The 19,103-nt window shown below is 59.5% G+C and carries 18 protein-coding genes and 2 pseudogenes; 7 read left to right on the top strand and 13 right to left on the bottom strand.

The genetic code is table 11. The features are described from left to right. Positions 1-335: 335 nt before the first annotated feature. From H2LOC_RS21755 to H2LOC_RS10215, 7 genes and pseudogenes are all read right to left on the bottom strand, one after another. Positions 336-1,268, bottom strand: a pseudogene (locus H2LOC_RS21755) (NADH-quinone oxidoreductase subunit N); the annotation flags it as partial. Then, the gene (locus H2LOC_RS10240; RefSeq protein ID WP_136496307.1) at positions 1,237-1,842 is read right to left on the bottom strand and encodes a proton-conducting transporter transmembrane domain-containing protein; all 606 of its coding nucleotides are present in this window, start codon (positions 1,840-1,842) and stop codon (positions 1,237-1,239) included. The gene H2LOC_RS10240 and the pseudogene H2LOC_RS21755, both read right to left, overlap by 32 nt. Positions 1,843-1,951: 109 nt before the next feature. Further along, complete coding sequence (locus H2LOC_RS10235; protein ID WP_136496306.1) at positions 1,952-2,413, bottom strand: hypothetical protein; 462 nt, start codon at positions 2,411-2,413, stop codon at positions 1,952-1,954. Between the two features lie 113 nt (positions 2,414-2,526). Then, on the bottom strand, positions 2,527-4,113 hold the full coding sequence (locus H2LOC_RS10230) for a cytochrome B6 (RefSeq protein WP_136496305.1): 1,587 nt from the start codon (positions 4,111-4,113) through the stop codon (positions 2,527-2,529). 504 nt (positions 4,114-4,617) lie between these two features. Beyond that, positions 4,618-4,938: a hypothetical protein gene (locus H2LOC_RS10225; RefSeq protein ID WP_210251885.1), complete on the bottom strand. Its 321-nt coding sequence runs from the start codon at positions 4,936-4,938 to the stop codon at positions 4,618-4,620. Between the two features lie 186 nt (positions 4,939-5,124). After that, positions 5,125-5,268 carry a DUF3096 domain-containing protein gene (locus H2LOC_RS10220; RefSeq protein ID WP_136496304.1) on the bottom strand — a complete coding sequence of 48 codons (144 nt, stop codon included), beginning with the start codon at positions 5,266-5,268 and terminating at the stop codon, positions 5,125-5,127. A gap of 204 nt (positions 5,269-5,472) precedes the next feature. Next, complete coding sequence (locus tag H2LOC_RS10215; RefSeq protein ID WP_136496303.1) at positions 5,473-5,667, bottom strand: CsbD family protein; 195 nt, start codon at positions 5,665-5,667, stop codon at positions 5,473-5,475. Positions 5,668-5,923: 256 nt separating this feature from the next. On the opposite strand from H2LOC_RS10215, the gene H2LOC_RS21570 reads away from it, so the two are divergent. Beyond that, positions 5,924-6,325 (top strand): hypothetical protein, encoded by a 402-nt coding sequence (locus tag H2LOC_RS21570; protein WP_202620565.1) that lies wholly within the window; start codon positions 5,924-5,926, stop codon positions 6,323-6,325. Positions 6,326-6,367: 42 nt separating this feature from the next. Here the strand turns inward: H2LOC_RS21570 and H2LOC_RS10205 are convergent, their stop codons facing one another. Continuing rightward, a complete protein-coding gene (locus H2LOC_RS10205; protein WP_136496302.1) occupies positions 6,368-10,702 on the bottom strand; it encodes a chemotaxis protein CheB in 4,335 nt (1,444 codons plus the stop codon). Positions 10,703-11,426: 724 nt separating this feature from the next. Here H2LOC_RS10205 and H2LOC_RS10200 point away from each other — a divergent pair. The 5 genes from H2LOC_RS10200 (at position 11,427) to H2LOC_RS10180 (ending at position 13,771) form a co-directional block, all read left to right on the top strand. Continuing rightward, a complete protein-coding gene (locus tag H2LOC_RS10200) occupies positions 11,427-11,585 on the top strand; it encodes a DUF3309 family protein (RefSeq protein WP_136496301.1) in 159 nt (52 codons plus the stop codon). 137 nt (positions 11,586-11,722) lie between these two features. Further along, positions 11,723-11,953: a hypothetical protein gene (locus tag H2LOC_RS10195; protein WP_136496300.1), complete on the top strand. Its 231-nt coding sequence runs from the start codon at positions 11,723-11,725 to the stop codon at positions 11,951-11,953. Continuing rightward, positions 11,940-12,500 carry a general stress protein gene (locus H2LOC_RS10190; RefSeq protein WP_136496299.1) on the top strand — a complete coding sequence of 187 codons (561 nt, stop codon included), beginning with the start codon at positions 11,940-11,942 and terminating at the stop codon, positions 12,498-12,500. The genes H2LOC_RS10195 and H2LOC_RS10190 overlap by 14 nt, the downstream gene beginning before the upstream one ends. 86 nt (positions 12,501-12,586) lie before the next feature. Further along, positions 12,587-13,066 (top strand): DNA starvation/stationary phase protection protein Dps, encoded by a 480-nt coding sequence (dps, locus tag H2LOC_RS10185; protein ID WP_136496298.1) that lies wholly within the window; start codon positions 12,587-12,589, stop codon positions 13,064-13,066. Positions 13,067-13,246: 180 nt separating this feature from the next. Further along, positions 13,247-13,771, top strand: coding sequence for a Spy/CpxP family protein refolding chaperone (locus tag H2LOC_RS10180; RefSeq protein WP_246207112.1), 525 nt, complete (start codon positions 13,247-13,249; stop codon positions 13,769-13,771). A 423-nt stretch (positions 13,772-14,194) separates the two neighbouring features. Here the strand turns inward: H2LOC_RS10180 and trxC are convergent, their stop codons facing one another. The 4 genes and pseudogenes from trxC to H2LOC_RS10165 form a co-directional block, all read right to left on the bottom strand. Further along, positions 14,195-14,698: a thioredoxin TrxC gene (gene trxC / locus H2LOC_RS10175; protein ID WP_425487331.1), complete on the bottom strand. Its 504-nt coding sequence runs from the start codon at positions 14,696-14,698 to the stop codon at positions 14,195-14,197. Positions 14,699-14,980: 282 nt separating this feature from the next. Beyond that, entirely contained in the window at positions 14,981-15,616 is a 636-nt protein-coding gene (locus H2LOC_RS21750; protein ID WP_246207166.1) for a site-specific integrase, read from the bottom strand. A 111-nt stretch (positions 15,617-15,727) separates the two neighbouring features. Next, a pseudogene (locus tag H2LOC_RS21745) lies at positions 15,728-16,183 on the bottom strand (Arm DNA-binding domain-containing protein); the annotation flags it as partial. A gap of 523 nt (positions 16,184-16,706) precedes the next feature. Further along, positions 16,707-17,303, bottom strand: a complete 597-nt coding sequence (locus H2LOC_RS10165) for a helix-turn-helix domain-containing protein (RefSeq protein ID WP_136496296.1) — start codon at positions 17,301-17,303, stop codon at positions 16,707-16,709. A 50-nt stretch (positions 17,304-17,353) separates the two neighbouring features. Between H2LOC_RS10165 and H2LOC_RS10160 the strand changes: the two genes are divergently transcribed. Next, positions 17,354-17,920: a GNAT family N-acetyltransferase gene (locus H2LOC_RS10160; protein ID WP_136496295.1), complete on the top strand. Its 567-nt coding sequence runs from the start codon at positions 17,354-17,356 to the stop codon at positions 17,918-17,920. A 125-nt stretch (positions 17,921-18,045) separates the two neighbouring features. Here the strand turns inward: H2LOC_RS10160 and H2LOC_RS10155 are convergent, their stop codons facing one another. Next, a complete protein-coding gene (locus H2LOC_RS10155; RefSeq protein ID WP_136496294.1) occupies positions 18,046-19,020 on the bottom strand; it encodes an alpha/beta fold hydrolase in 975 nt (324 codons plus the stop codon). Between the last annotated feature and the right edge of the window lie 83 nt (positions 19,021-19,103).

Raw genomic sequence — 19,103 nt, 5'->3', positions numbered from 1 at the left:
CGCTCACAAATGTTCGCGGAACTCCAGAGCCGATTACCTGGTTGCTGATCGCTTTGGCAGACCAGGCAAGGGTAACGACAAGGGCAAGGCACGGTTACGGTTACCTGGATAAGATGGATCAGCGGCGGCGGATAAACGCCGAGCCAGATCAGGACCAAGGTGAGCACCGCGAGCGTTGCGCCGCCAGCCTGTGGGACTGCACCGCCATAAGCGGTCGCACCTTCGGGAGTAGGCGTACATATCGCTACGATGACTCGCAGATAGTAGAACAAGCCGAGGATACTGCCGACGATGAGAGCGAAGACCGCCGGCCACATCGCGGAGCTGACTCCGGCGGCAATCGCGTAGATCTTGCCGATGAACCCCATCGTCAGCGGGATTCCCGCGAGCGACAGCAGCATCGCGGCGAAGGCGCCGCCGAGCCACGGGCGCCGCCAGATCAGGCCGCGATACTCATCGAGCTCCTCGATCTCGGCTGTGGCGCTCGACGCGGACAACCCGGTGATGATGCCGAAGGCCCCCAAGGTCATCACCACGTAAGCGACGAGATAATAGGTCACGGCCTCGCCCTGCAGCGCGCCGCCGGCAAGAGAGGCGACCAGCAGATAGCCAATGTGCGCAATCGACGAATAGGCTAGGATCCGCTTGATGTTGGTCTGCAGCAGCGCGAGCAAGATTGCCGACCAGTATCGAGGCAATGGCGACGATCTCGATCATCATCGGCACCTGACCGAAGCCGTAGGCGTTGGCGGTAAAAAACAGCGCAGCAGAAGGGCGAACATCGCACTTTTGGAGACGACGGCAACAAAGGCTGCCGCCGGGGCTGGCGCTCCCTGATAGACATCAGGCGCCCACATGTGGAATGGCACGACCGACAGTTTGAAGCCTATACCCGTGAAGGTGAGGGCGAGACCGGTTAGCCAGTAAAGGTCGGGTGAAGCCGAATCGGTCGTGCTTAGCAACGCCGCGATCCGGTCGAATTCCAGGGTTCCCAGCCGAGCATAGACCAGGGCCATGCCGAATAGCAGAAGTGCCGAGGAAACTCCGGCCAAAATCACGTATTTGACGCCGGCCTCTATGGGGTTTTCATGGCCGCACGGATCGGCGATCAAGCCGAGTAGCGAGATGCTGAGCGTCTTGAGGCCGAGAAAGAACGACGCGAAGTGATCACTGGCCACCAGCGCGGCTGCGCCGAGTGTCGCCACCAGCACGAGCAGATTGAATTCCTCCGGTTGCTCACGGCGTACCGCGAGATAGCCGTAGGACATGGCGGTAATTGAAGATTGTGAGTGCTACAATAGCGGCGAACATCAGCAAACCACTTCCCTGGGTGAATAAGAAGAATTTGATTGGTGCGTAGATCCGGCGTTCGTGGCCCCAGACGGCGATCAGGAAGTAAATCGGAACCAGCATCAATTCCCAGAAAAAGAAGAACAGGAAGAGGTCGAGCGCCAGAATGACGCTGATGACGCCGGCCAAGGTCAATATCAGATTGAAGTGGAAGAAGCCCACACGTTCGGTGATCTCGCTCCAGGAAGCGATCACCGACATGATGCCGAGTCCGAGGGTAAGTAGGATCAGTAACAGGCTCAGACCGTCGAGGCCAAGATGAAGCCGGATGCCGGGTTGCGGAATCCAAGGCCAATCGATCTGAGCGAGCCATGTCCCATTAGGTGTGATTGCAGCGCTGTCTTGCGTCGTCCACAGCACCATGACCAGCACGAGATAGATCGCCAAACAGGCAAGCGACAGCCAGCGCGACAAAGCATTGTTGCGACGCCCGCTGAACCCCGCGAGCGCGTCGTCGACAATTGGCGTGAGAATGAGGCCGCGCAGGATCATGCGAACACCAGGATCGCGACGAGGACAATGGAGCCCGCCGTGATCCCCGCCGCGTACCGGCGTAACTGGCCGGTCTCCGATTCGCTGAGTTGCCGATAGGCGGCCCGGGTCAGCGATGCCAGGCCGCTGTAGAAGCGGTCGATGACATCGGACTGGTCTTATCGGGCCACCCAGAGAAATGGCCGGACCAGGGTCCGATCATACAGCCAATCGAATCCCCAGTCGGTTTCCCAGAAGTGTTGCAAGGAAAGCCTCGCCGGCGACTGAACCAGCGCTTCCAGGAAGGGGGCCGTCGGCAGAACGCGATATAGGCGATGCCCACGCCCAGTACGGCGACCACGGCCGCGATCGCCGACAGTATGATCTCAAGGCTTGATCCCGCCGAGACCGTCGCTGGCGGGGCCGGCAGCGCAGATTGCATGAGGCGGGAAAAGGCCGGCGCGTTGCCGAGATAGGGCGGGATCCCGACGAAGCCGGCGACCAGCGCGAGGATCGAGATTACGACCAACGGGATGGCGATGCGCCAGCCGGTCTGGCCGGTGGGTTCGAGCTTGGCGGAACCGAAGAACACGACAAAGACGGCGCGGAAGATATAGATCGCCGTGCGCTAAATCAGCATCTTGTGGGCGATACCGATCGGAGCGGCGGCACGCCCCGCTTCCGCTCTTTGCACCAGAGCCGACCCTACAGCTGTCGCAGGAAGTCAACCAGATCTTGCTTTTCGTCGGGAGTGAGTTTGAGTTCAAGGACGAGGTTGAAGAACTCCACTGTGTCTTCCAGTGTCAAAAGCCGGCCGTCGTGGAAATACGGCGGGCTGTCCTTGATGCCCCGTAGCGTGAACGCCTTAATTGGTCCATCTCCAGCTTCGTTTTTCACGAATCGCTCGACGTGGAGGTCGTGCATCTGGTTGTCGAGGTAAAACGGCGCCGGATGACAGGAGGAGCACTGCGCTTTGCCAAAAAACAGTTTCTCGCCCGCGATTTCGCTGACGGTGGCCTTCGCTGGGTCGAGCCTGCCCGTGACAGCTAGTTTCGGAGCCGGCGGAAAATCGAACATGTTCTGCATCTGGGCCATGTGCGACACCTGGATCCGGTCCAGAATGTTCATGCCCTTCTTGATGGCGTGAATCTCGTCGCCATTAAAGTACGCGGTTCGCTGCTCAAACTCGGTAAAGTCTTCGACCGAACGTAAGCTCCGCTTCGACCCGTGAATTTGCTGATTGAACAGGCCCCGCAGACTGACGGTGTCAAGCCGCAAGCGCCGCTGCTCAGGCCGTATGTCTGGATTGATGTGGAACTGACCGCTCGTGTGGCCGTTCACATGGCAATCAAGGCACGCAACTCCCAAGCTGGGCTGAGCAGTCTTCCGATCGTCGGTTGGGTTGAACTCTTCTTGAGGGAACGGCGTCAGCAATAGACGCAAGCCATCCAGCTGCACAGGCGTCAAGATGTCTTTGAATAAGCTGTAGTAATTGTTGATCGAGACCACTTCACCTCTTGAGACGTCGCCGAGCTCCGGCCGGTTCTGCAGAAACATCGCCGGGGGAAACTCGGGCAGAAAGGCCTCGGGAAGATCGAACTCGACGTCGTATCGCTCCAACCGCGGAAACATCTTGATTTGCATTTGGGGAAAGACTTGGCCGCCCAGCCCACCTCCTTGCGCTACGTGAGGCAGCGCCCTGTAAGGGAAGATGTCCCGCTCGCGAATCTCGGCCGGGCTCAACTCGGCCAGCGCTTCCCATTTCATTCCCGCCGGCAGTTTCGCCGTAGGACCCACCGCGACGGGTTTGCCGCGCGACATTTTGACAGCCGGGTCGAGCTTCGGTTCAAGGTTGTAACGGCTTTCGAGAAGCTTGCGTTGGGCGGCCATGACCTTTGGCTTGGTCGCGACGCCCGCCTTATAAATGTCCTCAAACGTCACCCCGGGCTTCATCGCGCCAAGGGGGTCGCGGTAGAAGTCGAAACCGTGCATTTGTCCGCGATCTTGCTGATCAACCAATGCCTCCGATGAAGGCGACGCATTGCTCGGTTTGAAGACATCGGAGAGGTCGTGGGCCGTTTTCTTCTGTTCCGGCCGCTCCACTGGAGTTTCCTTGGGAGTCTGCGCCACTGCGACTGCATCTGCTGCGCGCGCTGCGTCAGCGGGCGGTTGAGATCTCGCGCTCTCGGAAGCGGTAAGCGGCGCCACGCTGCCGGCAAGAGCGCCGAGCGCGACAGCAGGAGTGACCCCCGCCAGGGTTTTCCAGTATATCCTTCTTAAATCGAGTGACATTGAAGGCCCCGTAACTCGAGATTCCTCACAGGAACGCTCCACCTGCGCCGGGGTTCCGGATTTCAGCCGAAGCGGAGTCCACGATACCTTGGGAAACAGAGTTGTGGGGCCTTCGGTGGATCGACAGAGCTGGCCCCGGTTAATTGGACAGGTCCCCGCGGATTTTGAGTGGATCTCTGCCGGGTGTTGCTGAACGCGGGGCGTTTCGAATTTGCCGCGGCGTCGGGAGGGCGTAGCCCGACCAGGTGTGCCTGGCATGGGCATTGGATTGGAGGTGGAAGTCCTCTGCGGGGCCTGACGGCGGCAACCGCGAGTCTGTGAATTTGCACCGAACCGAGCCCCCGGCTTCAGTCGGGCTGTACCTATTAGTTTGTATAGATTAATTGCTCCGAGTGGGCGATCACGCTTGCATCGAACCGGGCCCCCTTAGGCTTGCCCGTTTCTGAAGCAATTTCACAGCCGAGTTCCCACCAGTCCCATCGCCCCACTAGACATGGCGCGCCTTCACTCCGTCATGCATGTATAAAGAAATGACCAACTCTTTCGTCCAGATAGCTTCTGGGCCTCCGACTTTTCCTTGCAGCTCGCCCATTTCGCTTCGTCCTTGGACCATTCCTTCACCGCTTCACTCCATTCCTTTTCTGTCCAAGTTTCAATCCTCTTTGCAACGGCAGGCTCCGCAGGCGCTGGCGTAGTAGAAGGCGTCGCGGGATTTCTCGCGGGGGGCGCCGGCGTTTCCGCAAATGCGAGTTGGGAAGAGATAACGCCCGCAAGAGTGACGGTGGCGAAGGATGCGCGCATAAGTTTCATTGTTTCTTCCTCCATGACGACGCTGCGTAACGACGCCGCTTGTTTTGGATAGGCGGTTGTTTTGGATAGGCGCCTGACGCTGGTGAACCGACACCGACGCGTCGATCGCAACGTGACACGTTGCTCCCGAATCACACTGTGTTCGAAGCGCTCGAACTGAAAAAATCTACCACTCTTCAGAAGCTCGACGGCAAGGCGGCTTCAGCGAAACAGCCCAAGCCCAAGCACTCCCGACACGATCAAGAAGATCGCCACGATATAATTGAGAAGCCCGGGCATGATCAAAATGAGAATGCCTGCGAGGAGGGAGACGATCGGCTGCAAATGCGCAACGGTGAGGGTCATGGTCTGTCGCTCCAAAAGCAATATCTTGAAAAGCCGGAGGCTATTCGGGTTGGATTCTGCCTTGCCGAAGCGAAATCCAGATCGAAGGACTTCGCTCCGGTTTAGGCGCCGATGACTCGGACCTCTCGACCGGCTCAACAATCGATACGAACGCCGAGCAGGATACACGTCAACGAGCATGATTGCCGCGCCGATTTCTGCCGATTAGGGCTTGGCGGTTTCGTTGATCGCATCCTTCACAGTGTCTTTCGCGGTTCCTACCGCATCGCGCACCGCACCGCCGAGCTGGTCGGCTTTCCCATGAAGCTCAAGATCCTTGTCGCCGAGAGCTTTGCCCACGACTTCCTCAACCTTGCCTTTGATCTTTTGGGCGGCGCCCTTAATGTTTTCTTTGTCCATGTCACAATCTCCGTTCGGTTCAATTGCCGATCAAATGGGTAATAGAGATCGGCGGATGTTTGCAGCGTCGGAAACTACTTAGCGCGTCGCGCTGCCGGCTCGACCGCCCTTCGCTGAAGAAGCCGCAGCGGTCCGTTAGAAGTGGAATCGGCTGAGTAGTTTCCGAGGTTGGGATGCTTCCGACCCGAGTTCTACGGTGGAACGAGGTTGTAATCCTTCATCATGACGCCGCGGCTGTGCGCCGCCTACGAATGGAGTGATCCGCAGAAAGGTCATTCAACCCTGCGAAGAGAGATCCGCAATGACATCCCAACAAATTACGGTTTCACAATGCGCTGCGCTCTCCGGTCTTGGCTCGCAGGAAATTGTGCTGGGCGTGACGCCAAGCGCCAGACATAATTCTCTTCGCGCCGCCTATTTGCTTCACCATGAAAGAGGCTGGGAGGGCGTGCGCGACATGATCGTCGCGGACATCCGCGTTTATGTCGATCTAGGCGCGTCACAGAAAGCGGCGGATCTACTCATTGTGTTGCGACGGCTTTTTGAAGAAGGCTTCGGAGGGACATGCGTCCCTTGCGTGAACGCACTCGCGCCGATCGTATCCTTGCCGTCGTCCACAGGGGGCGCTTTTAGCCGCCAACTTCGCGTTCGAGAGTAAGCGGGCGGCCTTCGCGCGTCCGTTCAGTTGCTCCAGTCGATCTCAGTCCGCCGCGATCGCCAAGCGGATCAGCGCAGGAATGGAGCGCGATTTGGTCTTCCGCATTATGGCGGCGCGATGGTTCTCGATCGTGCGCTGGCTGACGCCGAGATCCGCGGCGATGTTCTTGCTGGGATGCCCCGCGAGCACGAGCTTCAGAATTTCTCGTTGACGCTTGGTCAAACCGTCGAGTTGCGCGGCGGCGGCCGTGCGCCGTTCGTACGATGGACCGGATTGCGCATTTTGCTCCAGCGCATGCGCGATGCTGGCGATGAGCTCCTCATGTCCGAACGGCTTCTCGATAAAATCCGAGGCTCCGGCTCGCATAGCCTTTACAGCCGTCGATACGTCGCCATTTGCAGTGATCATGATCGACGGCAGCGTCAGCTTATCCGCTTTGAGCCGCGCCAGCAGCTCGAAGCCGTTCATTCCCGGCAGAACCGCGTCGATCACCAGGCATCCTTCCTTCTCTGGACGCCGCGTTTGGAGGAACGCTTCGCAACTCGAGAAAGTCGCGACCGACCAACCGTGCGCTTCGAGCATCTCTCTGACAGCATCTCGCACACCAGCGTCGTCGTCGACGACAAATATGGTCGCGGACGAATGTCCGTTCGACGGCTTCGTCTCCGTGTCGGGCGTGGCAATTGGCGTCGGCGCAGGAAGAAAATGTGCGATGGCTCGCAAAAGCTCCGCCGTCTCCACCGGCTTGTCGAGATGCGTGCAACCGAGATTGGCGATGGCCCGCAGGGTTTGCGTGGAAATGTCCCCCGTCAAAACAATAGCGGGAATTTCCCGTTGGAATTTCTCTCGTAGCTTTACGACGACCTCGACGCCGCTCGGCCCGTTCGGAAGCTTGAAATCGGCGACGACGATGTCCGGCTGCTCTGTCGAAGCTAGCGCCGCGACGCCATCGGCGGCGGCGATCGGACGATGGCCAGCACCGCGAAGAAGCATATCGAGAAGCTCGCGAATGGATGGATCATCTTCAATGACTAGGATCGAAGCGCTCCCTTTCGCGTGTTCGCTCGTCGAGCCTCGTCGGGTGAAGTTCAAGGGGGTGTTTGCGCGGGCCGCGATCGGCACGCAGATGCTGAACATCGAGCCGCACCCCGGGAGCGATTTCAGATCGATCGGATGGCTGAGCAGACTGGACAATCGCTGCACGATCGCAAGACCAAGGCCTAACCCCTTGCTGCGCTCTCTTGCCGGATTGTTGATCTGATGGAACTCCTCGAAAATCGTCAGACGATCTTCCTCGGCAATTCCCGGGCCCGTGTCCCAGACTTCGATTCGCATCGTGTCGCCGCGTCGACGGCAACCAAGCAGGACTTTTCCGCTCGTCGTAAATTTCAAGGCGTTGGAGAGCAGGTTGCGTAGAATCTGCTCCAGCAGCCTCGGATCGCTTCGGACGACGCATTTGCTCGACACGACGCGCCAGTCGAGTCCCTGCGCCTGCATGTGGTAGCTGAAGTCCGTGTTAAGATGTTCAAACAGCTCGTTCAGGGCAAAGTTCTCGATATCCGTGTGGATGACGCCCGCCTCAAGCTGATTGATGTCGAGGAGCGTGTTCAGCATTCCCGACATGACGCCGACCATTGCGTCGAGACGTTTCAGTAGTGTTTGCGTTTCGACCCCCTTGGACTTTTCAGCCAGCAGTCCTTGCAGGAGTCGGATCGTTTGCAACGGCTGTCGTAAATCGTGGCTGGCCGCGGCGAGGAAGCGTGATTTGGCGACATTAGCCTGGTCGGCGGCTTGCTTGGCGGCGGCGAGCGCTTCCGCAGTGCGCTTCTTTTCGGTGATGTTCGTGAATGTGATCACGACGCCTTCGACCAGACCGTCGTGGGTCCGGTACGGCAATATAAGTCGATTGTACCATACCCCATGCTGGGTCGAGATTTCGCGTTCGATGACCTTCTGCTCATCGAGAACAATCGAGGCGTCGCAGATCAGATTGCTATCGTTCGCGAGCGACGTGAAATCGGCCAGAGGTCGGCCAATATCTGTAGCAATCACACTGAACAGCGACATGGCCGCCGGCGTGAAGAACCGGATTTTGAGCTGTTCATCCAGGAAGATCGTGGCGATGCCGGAGCTCTCCAAAATATTCTGGAGATCATTGGACGTATTGCGCTGACGTTCAAGGGTCTCATGGAGCTGGCTGTTTAGCGCCGTGAGTTCCTCGTTGACCGATTGCAACTCTTCCTTTGACGTAACCAGTTCTTCATTAGTCGATTGCGCCTCCTCGTTCAGAGACATCGCCTGTTGACTGATGCGCTTTTGTTCTTCCTTCGCGTTGTCGAGATCGTGGATTGCGTTTTCGAGATCTGTTGTGATAACTTCGAGTTCCCGTTCCAGCTCGGCCACGCGCGACTGATCCGTCGGTTGCGTGGTAGATCGAACGGCTCGCGACTCCGCCAAGGAGTCGTCGAGAAAGCTGATAAGATATCGTTGTTCCTCGCCTGTCATGAGCGGTTGGACTATGACGCAGACGGCGGTCTCGTCGCCATCCTTTTCCAGATGCGCACCCTTGACAACGACCCGTGTATGCTCGCGGCTGGCCCGCTCGATTGCGGCGCGCAGCTTGGGGCGCAGGCCGTCACGGGCCATCGCTAAAACATCGTTGCTCGCAGCGCCCAAAGCGATTCCAAGGTATTTCTCGATGGCGCCCGAAAAATGGACGCACTCGTGGCGAGCGTCGATAACCACCGAGCCGAGAGCGAAGGTTTCGATCAAGGCGCTGCGCGTCAAATGGTCGAAATCGGATGGTGGTTCCGGCTGCGGTTTGGCCATGGCCGAGACAAGCATACGGCTGCTGGTGCGCGTCGGAAATGCGACCTCGCCAGGCCGGCTGCGGCCGAGATGACGATAGATCCGATATTTCTTCGAGACGGCCTCGAAATGTTCGTCTGAACCAACTACCTCGGATCCGCCAAGGAAGAGCACGCCGCCATCGCGAAGGGCGAAATGAAAAAATGACAGGATTTTGTGCTGCGCCTCCGGCTGCAGATAGATAAGAAGATTGCGGCAGCAAACGAGATCTATGTTAGAAAAGGGCGCGTCAGCCAAGATATCGTGAACCGTGAAGACCACGCAGTCGCGCAATTCGTTTGCAACCCTGTAATGATGATCTTCCCTGGAGAAGAATCGCGTCAATCTGTCCGGCGTCACATCCGCCTCTATCGTGCTGGGATAGAGCCCCTCGCGCGCGAAAGCCACGGCGTCCCCGTTGATGTCGGAGGCGAAAATCTGAAGCCTCGCCGGCCGTTTCAACTCCTCGAAAGCCTCCAGGAACAGCATGGCTATAGAATAGGGCTCTTCACCTGTGCTGCAGCCCGGACACCAGACGCGGATAGATCGCTGGTCTTTTTGCTGGTTGACGAGATCCGGGACGATTTCTTTGGACAGGAATTCGAAAGCCGGGCCAACACGAAACATTTGCGTGACGCCGATCAGTAAATCCTTGCGCAGCAACTCGATCTCTCCAGGCTTCTGACATAGAAATTTCAGATATGAAGGGCGATCTTCGATGCGGACTGCGCTCATGCGATGTTCGAGACGGCGCTCCAGCGTGCCTTTCTTATAGACACTGAAATCATGAGAGGTCTTGTCTCGAAGAAGTGCGATGATCTGAGCGAATTCATCGGATGTGGCGTCGGTGAGGCATTTCGGCGCATTCACGCCGCAGGACGAGGCCGGGTGAAGCTGTCTGAAAATGAGGTCGGGGATGTCAGCGACCGAGGCGACGAAATCGACAGCGCCGGTTGCGATCGCACTGCGTGGCATTCCGTCGAATTCGGCCTCCTCGGGATCTTGAACGATCACGAGGCCGCCTTTCTCCTTGATCGCGAGAAGTCCAACGCTGCCATCGCCGCCGCTCCCTGAGAGGACGACGCAGATAGCCAGTTCACCGAGGGCCTCGGCAAGGGAACCAAGAAAAAAGTCGAATGGTAAGCGAGCGCCGTGCCGTTCTGTTGGTTTCGATAGGCGTAGCAGCCCGGCCCGAATTGCAAGCGAGACGCCCGGAGGAATGAGATAGACATGGTCAGGCTCGAGCGGCGCGCCATCCGTCGCTTGCACGACGGCCATGCTCGTGTGGCTGGAAAGCAATTCCACCATGAGACTGGGATGCGTGGGATCCAGATGCTGGATCATCACGAGAGCCATCCCACTCTTGGGCGTCTGAGCGTCGAGAAAGCTGCGGAACGCCTCCAGCCCGCCGGCCGAGGCGCCGACAGCGACAACCGGAAATGCACCGCTTTCGGCTGATTTTCCTGCAGCGAGAGCGCCAGCGCTCTTCCGACCGACTCTCTTGCTTCTCGCGGCGGCGGGGCTCGTCATAATTTACACCTAACCTTCTCGGCCCTGTCATTCGGGCAAGCATCGTCAGGGCGCGAGTTGTCACATTAGCAAATTCTCGCCTGTTCAGCTTCGCCAACCCGACTCGTCGAAGGCGTCTGTCACGCTTGCGCTGCGGCGCGTTCTTCTGAGTAGTTTCCGAGCCTACCTACGATTATTCTTATAAATCATAATCCAAAGATCAATTTCGCGACACGAAGCAGAGGTCGGAGCTATCGAGCCTCCCTGCCGTCACCTCCAGATGCCAGTGCGGGCACAGCCATGGACAGCCATTATCACGCGATTGTCTGGATTGATCATCGAGAAGCAAAGGTCTTCCATTTCAACGGGAAAGAGATCGATCGCATAATCGCCCAGCCGCACAATCCGACGCGCTACATCCAACACAAGGCCAACGCGATCGGCATTTGGCGATGCGCCCCCGGATCACGAGTTCTTCGAGCAGGTCACGGAGGGGATCGCCGATGCAAAGGCGATCCTGATCACTGGTCCGGCCGGCGCCAAATCGGAGCTGGTCGCGCATTTGGCGCGCCACCATCCCGACATTGCCCATTGCGTTGCCCGAGTCGAGACGATCAATCATCCGAGCGAGGGGGCGTTGATCGCCGTCGCCCGACTTTACTTTAATTCCCAGGACCGTTTGCAGCCGTAAATTTGGTGAACGATTCTTGGCCCTTACGCCTGCTAGACTAGATAAGGAAATCCCATGTCTCTTGGAACAATCATCATCATCCTTCTCATCCTGATGCTCGTCGGCGCCATCCCCACTTGGCCCCACAGCGCCAGTTGGGGCTATTTTCCGTCCGGCGCGTTGGGAACGATCCTGATCGTGGTGCTCATCCTTGTTTTGCTGGGTCGGATCTAGCCATGCCCACAAAATCCCGCAGTCGGCATAAAGCGCGATGCTCCGGCGCCATTTGGCATGGGTAGTTTCCGGGCCTCCCGACATCGGGAGCGGGAGCTTACCATGATCAGTCTGCTGCGAGACCAAAGGAGACCGAAATGCGCGGATTTCATGAAGCGAGAGCGAGTGAATCTCGTTTGCTAATCGTCTTCGAAGACGACCAAGTTGCGTTCGGCTTTCCAGCTATCGCGACCCTCGCCGACGTCGCCGACTTGGTGGCCGGCGTCGCACGCTTCCATGACAGTTCCGTCGTAGCCATCGAGGTCACGATGCCTGCGCGCGAAAGCTCATCCATCGCTTCAAAAGGAGTCACCCATGGAACGCACTGACATTTCGGTCGCCCGCTTCTCCGATCATACAAAAGCGGAGGAGGCCGTTAAGGCGTTGGCGCAAGCCGGTATCGACATGAAGCAGTTGAGCATCGTGGGTCGTGGATATCACACCGAGGACAATGTCGTCGGCTTTTACAACTCCGGCGAGCGCATTCGCTTCTGGGGAAAATACGGCGCCTTTTGGGGTAGTCTATGGGGGCTGTTTGGGGCAGGCATTTTTCTCTCTTCGCCCGTAACAGGGCCCGTCATGGCGCTTGGCGGTCTTGCTGTGGTCCTCCTCTCCGCTGTCGAGGGCGCACTCGCATTCGGCGCGTCCAGCGCCATCGGCGCCGCGATCTACAGCATGGGCATTCCCGAGAATAGCGTTCTCGAATACGAGCACGCTTTGAAAACCGATTCATTTCTGGTCTTCGTGCATGGAACGGCGGGAGACGTGGCTCGCGCGAAATCGATCCTCGCCACTCTTAAGCCGACGCATCTTGATGTGCACGAGGGCGTAACGGCGGGGGCGATCCCGGCGCCTGTCGCTCATGCCGCGAAGTGAAGATTCTCGACAATGACTCTTGAGCAGGATCGCTTCAGATGATCGATGCTTTCATCGAACGCTGAAAAACCAAGAGAGAAGGCGCTATGCAGCCCACACACAACACACTATCCGAGAACATTCGGGGGCAGTCCGTCGATCTGCTGAACAAGCATCTGGCGGCGGCGATTGATCTGCACGCTCAGGTCAAGCAGGCGCATTGGAATGTTCGTGGACCCGGATTCATCGCAGTGCACGAACTCTTCGACAAGGTAGCGGTCGCGGTCGAAGATTACTCGGACATTATGGCGGAACGCGCTGGCGCGCTGGGCGGCGGCGCGCAAGGAACCGTGCAGGTCGCTGCCGAAAACTCCTTCCTCATTCCCTATCCCCTTCGCGTCGCCGACTGCAACGAGCATGTTTTCGCCGTTTCGAGCGCTTTTGCCGCTTTTGGTCAATCCGCGCGCGAGGCGATCGGTCTCGCCACGCACTACGGCGACGCGGTTACGGCGGATTTATTCACCGAGGTGTCGCGCGGGATTGATCGGCAGCTCTGGTTCGTCGAGTCGCACCGGGCTCCAAAATGAGCGTGAGAATGCGCAGTCTATGCGCACCTGGACAACGTAGGTAGTTTCCGGGTCTACCGGCGTCGTTTTGTGACCGGCTAGGCTGCGATTTATCAGCGTCATTCGAGGACCGACGTCGGTCGGCGGTGAGCCACGTGATGGAGGACCTATCCTCCTCAACTTTAGGGGAATCTGATGAAAATGCGTTTTCTGATAGTCGCGACAGCTGCGGCGCTCGCTCTGCCTGGCCTTTCCTCCGGCGTCCGGGCTGCGCCGCCCCAACAGGCAAGCGAACACCAGCAACTTTCAGCGGAGCAAATCGCCGCCTTTACCGATGCGCGCATCGCCGCCCTGAAGGCCGGATTGAAACTGACGCCGACGCAGGAAAAGAATTGGCCTGTGCTCGAGGCCGCGCTGCGCGAGATCGCCAAAGACCGATCCGCCCGCGCCGTCGAATGGCGCGAGAAAGCCAAAGAACATCACGAGAAACGCGACTTGATCGAGGGCTTCCGGCTCCGTGCGAAACACCTCGCGGCTCGCGGCGCCGAATTGGAAAAAATCGCCGATGCGGCCAAGCCCCTCTATGACGGTCTAGATGACGCACAAAAACATCGCTTTGGCGTTCTTCTCCACGAGGTCTTCAAGCATCACGAACACCACATGCATTGGGGCGTGCACCCCGATGAGCAATCGGACGAAGATAGTTATAACGAACCCCAGGAATGAGTTCTCGTCGGGTAGTGTGAGTCGAAAGTCTCTAGGCCGTGTGGACGAATTTGAGCAAGGAGAGGTCGGCTGGGAAGCTGACGATAGCGGCATAGGCCGGGTTCGACGTCGACGAGGCGACCCGACCAGGACCCCACGCCTGCTTCGTTGAGGAAGGCCCGGATGCCGACGGAGTTCAGGTCGTAGGCGAGAGGCGGATCGCTCCCGGCGATGACGACTCCGCCGCCCTCGACTCCGAACTCTAAGCGGGCCGTATGGAGCCGGCGGAGGGCATCGGTTACGTCGTCGAAGGCGAGCATCTCGCGCGGGAATTCGCCGGGGCCGCCGCGCCGGAATGCCGCCAGTGTCGCGTCGAGGGCGCTTTGCAAGGACACGAACTCGGTTGGGATGATGACGCAGGCCAGCCAAACATTTCCGCCCCGATCAGCCGGCGCTTCGCGCGAGCGCGACGATAGCCGATCTGCCAACGGCGCCGCTCAGCCTTTTGACCTCACGACCACGGGAGAAGAGGATCAAGGTCGGGATGCTCCTTATGCCGAAGTGGGCGGCGATCTCGGGGACCCGCTCGGTGTCGAGCTTGGCGAGGCGCGTCGTCGGCTCGAGGTCGCGCGCGGCTGCCTCGAATTCCGGCGCCATGGCGCGACATGGCCCGCACCACGCCGCCCAGAAATCGACCAAGATCGGCAGGTCCGTCTTGCCGACCATTCGATCGAAATCTTCGGCATTCCCGAGTTCGACTGGATGGCCGCTGAACAGCGGCGCATGACAACGCCCGCAGTCTGGGAGGGCGCCTTCCATCAGTCGGGACTCCGGGGCCCGGTTCAGTCCGCCGCAGTTCGGGCAGACGATCACGACGCTTCTTTCCAAGATTCCCTCCACCGCAGGGGCCGGGTTGGAGCACCCGCCGACGAGGCCGCTGCGACTCATCTAATCATCCGCATGAGCAAAGAACAGAAGCCGTAGCGCAGCCGACTCCACGTCACCGCTCCTATCCGGCCCCGTCATCGGTGTCGGTTGTCGGCCATACATCGTCCAGCGACTCGCCTTCGGCGATTGAGCGAGCGATGTTCCGCTTCACGTAAAGTGGATAAGCGTGCGACCGCTCTGAGATAGGGATGATGGTCGTTCTGGACACCCGCTAACAGGGTGGCGTCCAACGAGCCTGCCCCCGCGAGCCCGCACTTTCCGCATCGTGAGGCTGGGATTTTGTCATTTAGAGTCGAACTGTTGCGGTTTCGGAGCGTCTCCCGCCAGCGCCGCAGCAATTGAAGTCGAAATGGCGTTGGCGGCGTGACGCAGTGGGTCGGCGTCGAGATGCGCGTATCGGTTCGTGGTTGCTGGTTGCGAGTGACCGAGGAGCTTCCCGACGATCGGCAGCCCCAACGAGGCGCCTGCTCCCACGCTGGCGAAGGAATGGCGTAGATCGTAAAGACGCACACCTTCGAGCTTGGCGTAACGGCGGACTGCCACCCAAGGCCGGTTCAGATCTGCGCGCGGCTTTTCGAGGTTGCGACCAGCGATCACAAAAGGACACTTTTCGATGCGGGGAAGTTCGCTGAGCACTTGGAGTGCTGGTCCGCCGAGGATGACCGTCTTACGCCCCGTCTTGCTGTCGGGAAGAAACAGTGCGCTGCGTTCGAAGTCGACGTGACCCCACTCCAGGTTCAAAACCTCGCGCGGGCGCATGCCCGTAAGGATGAGAAGGCGGATAGCCGCCACGGCGAACGGATCGAAAATGCTGCGACGGTTTTCGGGCTTTGCCCCGTGTTTCGATTGGGGTTCCTCGTCTATCCAGGGAATGCCTTCGGTTTCGGCGCGCTCTAGCGCTTTGCCGAGTCGCCCCATTTCCTCGCTCGAGAGGTAGCGTTCCCATCGCCTTTCCGGGAATCGCTCCAGCCGGGTCGCGGGGTTCTTGCCGAACTCTGTTTCCTCTCGCCGCGCGGCCCAGCCCCAAATCGCGGAAATGACGGAGACGGCCGCATTCGCCTGGCGCGGCGTGGCGCCGAGTTTCGAATGAAGACGTGCGACATCGGCGCGGCTGATTTCGACGATCCGCTTGGCGCCGAGTTCTGGCAAGACGTATTTGTCGAGCAGGCAACGATAGGATTCCGCCGTTCTCGGCTTTCGCTTGGTGAGGACATGTTGGGCCATGAAGTCTTCGGCGACCTGACGAAAGGTACGAACGGCACGCGCCGTACGCCGCTCGGCGACCGGATCGGCGCCGGCCTCGATCGCGCCGAGAAGATTCAGCGCCTGAGTGCGCGCCTGTTCGGCCGTCGTTGGACCGAAAACCCCGACCTTGACTTTCTGCGAGCGGCCGTTTCGCTTGCACTGCACGATAAAGGTTTTGCGTCCCGACGGAAGGACGACGACGCCGAAGCCTCGCAGGGCGTCGTCCCAGAGGACATCCATCGACTTGCCGACGGGGCAAACGAGCCGGTCGACGTTCGTCTTGTTGATTCTGCCTTTGGCCATGGGCTCCTCCAACAGGCCGGGAAGAGGCGATTTCGAAGCCGGATTTTAGAAGCCAATTAGAAGCCGATCAAACCCTAGCCGAGGGTATTCCAGCGAACGGCGGAGTATCACAAGTTCCGTAACTATTTGAAATATCGCGTGTAGTACGGTGGTGGCGAAATCGGGCGTAATCGATTTTCGCTCTTTGTAATCAGTAGGTCGGGGGTTCGAATCCCTCAACCGGCACCAATAAAATCAAGGGGTTGCGAAGTAGGAACCGTCGTTCTTGGCTTTGTTGCGCTGGCATGTCGCCGCGACGCGCGATTTCACCACAGAGCCGACGTCTATTGGAGCGCTGACGCCGCGCATAGCGGAGCCGGACTCATCTGTGACTGAGGGCGAGGGCGCGAACAACGCCGCCATCGGCTTTTGCGAGCATCTTGGCATGCAGAGCCGGCGATCATCATCCTTGGCGCGCGCCTCAACGGGAGCGCCTAACCAACCTCGGCGCTTCTCTTGGCGCTAAAGCGACGAGGTAGCGGCAGGGCTTGCCGGAAACATTGCTATAAGTCACGTCAGCCGGTTCGCCGAGCTGCAGACGATCGCCTGGCTGAACGACATGCTTCTCATGTCCCTCGGTCACCTCGAGGCGGCCGGCGACAACCCAAATCACATGGCTCCAGCTCGAATAGGCGCTGGCGGGGAAGGCTACGCTCCGCCCCGCGGGCAGAATGATCTCGGCAAGCTCGAGCCGGCGCGGATCGGCGAATATTTGTTTGCGGATATAGCCGGTTTCCGGATCCTGCCAAACCGGCTGCGCTTCGGCCCGCGACAGGCGCTTCGGCGCTTCTCCCGATTCGAAGGTGAGGAGATTCGCGAGCGTGAGACCATACGCCGTTGCGATGCGGGCGAGCGTGTTTGCGGTCGGACTCGCTTCTGCGCGCTCGACCTTGCTGAGCATGGCCTTCGAGACGCCAGAGCGCTCCGCAAGCTCGGCGAGCGACCATCCGCGGGCCTCTCGCTCACGACCGAGGCGTGCTGCGAGGGCTTGATCGGTGTCGTCTATTATATTAGTCATTCCGTCTTATATATCGAACATTTTCCTCGGTTCAAGCCGGACCTCTTGCGATGCCGAAGATCAGACCTGCGCTCATCGACGACGCTCCGGCGATCGCGTCCATCTATGGCCCCTATGTCGTCGAAACGGCGATTTCATTCGAGATTGAACCGCCCGACGCCGAAGAGATCGCTCGGCGCATTGCGAACTGCATGACCGCCTATCCCTGGCTCGTCGCAGAATGTGATGGAAAGGTCGCGGGTTACGCATACGCCGGTCGTCACGGCGCGCGCGCGGCCTATGATTGGTCGGCGGAAGTGTCGATCTATCTGCACCCCGACCACTGCCGGAAAGGCGTCGGCCGAGCGCTCTACCGAACGCTCTTCCGCCTTCTCCAGCGTCAGGGCGTCCACGCCGTGTTCGCCGTGATCACCTTGCCGAACGACCCCAGCGTGGCGCTCCACCACGCTTTGGGCATGGAGGAAATCGGGGTCTATGCGCAAGCCGGCTTCAAATTCGGCGAATGGCGCGACGTGTTGACGATGGGCGTGACGATTTCGGGCGGAGAGGCGCCCCTGGGACCGGTGACGCCTTTCCCCCGGCTCGATCTGCTCTCTGAAGATTTCGAACGAGCGTGATCCGTTGTTACGCCAACCGCCACTGAGCTCGCGCGACGTCGGCGCCCGTGGACAAGGCGGCTGACCACGAAGTTCCGCGAGCGCCGCCGCGATTGGTGTGATTAAACCTCTACTGCGGCGAGAGATCACGCCGCCAAAAATCGCTGGAGCTGCTCGCAAAAGAAATCGGGCGTTTCTTCAGCGACGAAGTGGCCGCTGTCCTCGGCGATCACGGCGGTGAGGTTGCGCGCCTGTCTTGCGATCGCCTCGGCGAGCTTCGCCCCGACGCCATAGCGCCCCCCGATCGCCAGAACGGGCATGTTCATCACCCGCTCTTTGAAGGACGCCGCCAGCGCCGCGTCTTCACGAAGCGCCCTGTAATAGGCGAAGCCCGCCGCCATGCCTCCAGGAGATGCATAATGCCGGGCGAATTCAGCGATTTCGGCTTCGCCGATGGCGCCCTTCCGGTGGGACCAGGCGCGAATCTGAGCCGCGATGTAATCGCGCTCTCGTCCCTTGGTCAGCATCTCCGGAATATCAGGGGCCATGTGAAAGCCGTAGTGCCAGGCGCCTCCGCGAAGAGCGTCCATATTTTCCGTGCCGGGAAGCAGGCAGTCGACGAGAACCAGCTTCTCGATGCTTTCGGGGTGGAGATTGGCGAGCATATAGGCCGCCTTGCCGCCCATATCATGTCCCACGACGTGAGCCCGCCCTCCTGCGACATGATCGACGAGAGCGGCGATGTCGGCGGCGATGGTTCGTTTGTCGTAGCCGCTCGGAGGCCGCTCGGATAGCCCGACGCCCCGGAGGTCGGGCGCGATCAGCCTGAATTGCGACGCGAGCCGCTCCATCGTCCCGCGCCAAGCGAGCCAGGTTTGCGGCCAGCCATGGAGCAGGATCACGACAGGTCCGGAACCCACGCTGACATAATGCAGCCGAACGCCGTTCACCTCGGCGAATTGGCTTGCTCCGCCCTTGGGCAGGGCGGGCGCTTCAAGGGTTTGCCCTATGGCTGCCGGCAGAGCGATCGCGCCCGGCGCCGACATCGTCGCCAGCATCGGCTCCATGACGACGCCTGAAGCTCCGATCAGGAAGGCGCGGCGCCCAGTTCTCACAGCCATGGGTTCGACCCTCGATTTGCTGGTGCAGGCGCGAGGGTTGCCGATCTCGGAGACCAGGTCTATCTGTTATGGCGTCATACTTT

This window comes from Methylocystis heyeri (assembly GCF_004802635.2).
Lineage (GTDB): Bacteria > Pseudomonadota > Alphaproteobacteria > Rhizobiales > Beijerinckiaceae > Methylocystis > Methylocystis heyeri.
The sequence above is the reverse complement of the archived record's forward strand: the minus strand, read 5'-3'. Positions and strand labels throughout refer to the sequence as shown.